Raw genomic sequence first — 2,435 nt, 5'->3', positions numbered from 1 at the left:
GTAAGCGCCCTTGAATCGGCATCTTTTTTTCCCAAAATCAGCTCGTCACACTTGAAATCCATTACCTCTTCGCTGGATTTTCACTATGACCACTCAAGAACGTGCTGATTTTTGGCGACAGCAGATCACCGCCTGGCTTGACTCCGGCCTCTCCGGCCACGCCTTTTGCAAAAGCCAGGCACTGGTCTATCACCAGTTTGCTTACTGGCGTAAAAAGCTCGAACAGCCTGTAGACTCGGACTCTCTTCCTGGCTTTGTCAGAGTAGCCATGCCTGTTCCTGTCACGAACGAAGTCGGCTTGACGCTCACCTTACCCAACGGGATCACTCTCTCCGGGTTACATCCGGGCAATATCGATTTGCTCGGCGCTATCATGAGGCAGTTGTAATGCGCCCTCGTTACTTGCGTCCGGCACTGACCATGCCGCAGATCTACCTCTATCGGGCTCCTATCGATTTTCGTAAACAGGCCCACGGCCTGGCGGCGCTGGTCGAGCAGCAACTGGGGCACAACCCGTTCACCGGTGCCCTCTATGCCTTTACCAATCGCCGCCGCAACAAGATCAAGTGTCTGATGTGGGAGGACAACGGCTTTGTGCTCTATTACAAGGCGCTGGCCGAGGAGAAATTCAAGTGGCCATCGTCTGCCGATGAGCTACTCTCCCTCTCTTCCGAGCAGATAAACTGGTTGCTCGATGGCTACGATATCTCCTTGATGCAGGGCCATAAAACACTGCATTATGAGACGCTTTAATACCGCCAACCTCGTGCTTTACCGCCTTGTTTTTGTTATAATTTCCTCATGAAAATGACGCCGAAAAACCTCACCCCATCACCTGAACTCAGTGGCCTTAGCGCCGCTGAGTTGTTGGCGGTTATTGCGGGTTTTCAGCAACAGTTGGCGTTAAAAGAAGAGGCTATCCAGCGGCGTGACGCCCATATCCTGTTACTCGAAGAGCTGCTGCGTCTGCGCAGGATCCAGCGCTTTGCCGCCAGCAGCGAGAAACTCCATCAGCTCCAGCTCTTTGATGAGGCAGAGCTGGAAGCGGACATGGACGCCCTGCTGGCCCAGTTACCCGATGACCTGCCGCAAACTGCCGAAGCAAAGGCCAAGCCGCGTCAACGTGGCTTCTCCGCCTCACTACTGCGCGAGCGCATCGAACTCACCCTCAGCGATGAGCAGAAAGCCGGGGCCAGCAAGGTGTTCTTTACCAAGGTCAAAGAGGAGTTGCAGTTCATTCCGGCTCAACTCAAGGTGCTGGAGATCTGGCAAGAGAAGGCGGTGTTCGAGCGTGATGGCGAAGAGGTGATCCTCGCGGCCAACCGCCCCGTACACCCGCTGGGCAAATGTATCGCCACGCCGTCATTGCTGGGCTACATCATTACCTCTAAGTATGCCGATGGCCTGCCACTGTACCGTCTGGAGCAGATGTTCAAGCGCCTGGGGCAGGAGGTGAGCCGCACCAGCATGGCCCACTGGATCATCCGGCTGGATGAGGTGTTCCAGCCATTGATGAACCTGCTGCGCGAGGAGCAGAACCACGCGACGTACCTGCAAGCCGACGAGACGCGGATCCAGGTGCTCAAAGAGGAGGGCAAAACTGCGCAATCGGACAAATGGATGTGGGTGACCCGCGGTGGTCCGCCGGGCCGCCCCTCTGTGCTATTTGAATATGATCCGTCGCGCGCCGGAAGTGTTCCTGTGCGCCTGCTGGACGGTTTTAGCGGCGTACTGCAAGCCGATGGCTATTCTGGCTATAGCCAGGTGTGCAAACAGAGCGGTCTCACCCGGATTGGCTGCTGGGATCATGCGCGGCGCAAATTCATCGAAGCGACCCAGGCCACGCCGTCCGTTGCGAAGGGCAAGAGCAAGCCCGGTGCCAGCAAGGCCGATGTAGCCCTGGGGTACATAAGTAAACTCTATGCCATCGAGCGGGAGCAGAAGGAGCGCAGTGATGCCGAACGCTATCAGGCACGGCAGACGCGTAGCATGCCGCTGTTGGCGGAGTTCAAAACCTGGCTGGACAATAACGTCGGCAAGGTGATGAAAGGCTCGCTGACGAGAAAGGCGATGGAATACACGCTGGGGCAGTGGCCCTATCTGGTCGGCTACTGCGAGCGGGGTGATCTGCACATCAGCAATATCCTGGCGGAGAACGCAATCCGCCCGTTCGCCGTGGGGCGCAAGGCCTGGTTATTCGCCGACAGCGCGCAAGGCGCCAAGGCCAGTGCAACCTGCTACTCGCTGCTGGAGACAGCCAAAGCCAATGACCTGGAGCCATCAGCGTATATCAACCATGTGCTGGCGCAGATCGGCGAGGCCGATAGCCTGGAAAAACTCGAAGCCCTGCTACCATGGAACGTCCCGCTGGAGCCCATTGCAAAAAAAGTGGCGCAATACAACGAAGGCAAGTAGGTCGATTTAGCGGCGCTTAC

At 57.0% G+C, this 2,435-nt stretch carries 3 protein-coding genes; all 3 read left to right on the top strand.

Annotated elements, in window-relative coordinates; genetic code table 11:
* Positions 1–85: 85 nt before the first annotated feature.
* Genes tnpA through tnpC form a run of 3 tightly spaced genes read left to right on the top strand, consistent with a single transcriptional unit; the run spans position 86 to position 2,415 of the window.
* Positions 86–388 carry an IS66 family insertion sequence element accessory protein TnpA gene (tnpA, locus tag HKD46_RS21110; RefSeq protein ID WP_103857964.1) on the top strand — a complete coding sequence of 101 codons (303 nt, stop codon included), beginning with the start codon at positions 86–88 and terminating at the stop codon, positions 386–388.
* Positions 388–753, top strand: coding sequence for an IS66 family insertion sequence element accessory protein TnpB (gene tnpB / locus HKD46_RS21105; RefSeq protein ID WP_041205730.1), 366 nt, complete (start codon positions 388–390; stop codon positions 751–753). The genes tnpA and tnpB overlap by 1 nt, the downstream gene beginning before the upstream one ends.
* A gap of 48 nt (positions 754–801) precedes the next feature.
* Positions 802–2,415, top strand: a complete 1,614-nt coding sequence (tnpC, locus tag HKD46_RS21100; RefSeq protein ID WP_103857963.1) for an IS66 family transposase — start codon at positions 802–804, stop codon at positions 2,413–2,415.
* Positions 2,416–2,435 lie beyond the last annotated feature (20 nt).

The organism is Aeromonas sp. TW 6, from assembly GCF_013168745.1.
Lineage (GTDB): Bacteria > Pseudomonadota > Gammaproteobacteria > Enterobacterales > Aeromonadaceae > Aeromonas > Aeromonas caviae.
The sequence above is the reverse complement of the archived record's forward strand: the minus strand, read 5'-3'. Positions and strand labels throughout refer to the sequence as shown.

Bases quoted from the DNA above. Each gene is read 5' to 3' on its own strand.
- tnpB (WP_041205730.1), top strand. From the start codon at position 388: ATGCGCCCTCGTTACTTGCGTCCGGCACTGACCATGCCGCAGATCTAC.
- tnpC (WP_103857963.1), top strand. From the start codon at position 802: ATGAAAATGACGCCGAAAAACCTCACCCCATCACCTGAACTCAGTGGC.
- tnpA (WP_103857964.1), top strand. From the start codon at position 86: ATGACCACTCAAGAACGTGCTGATTTTTGGCGACAGCAGATCACCGCC.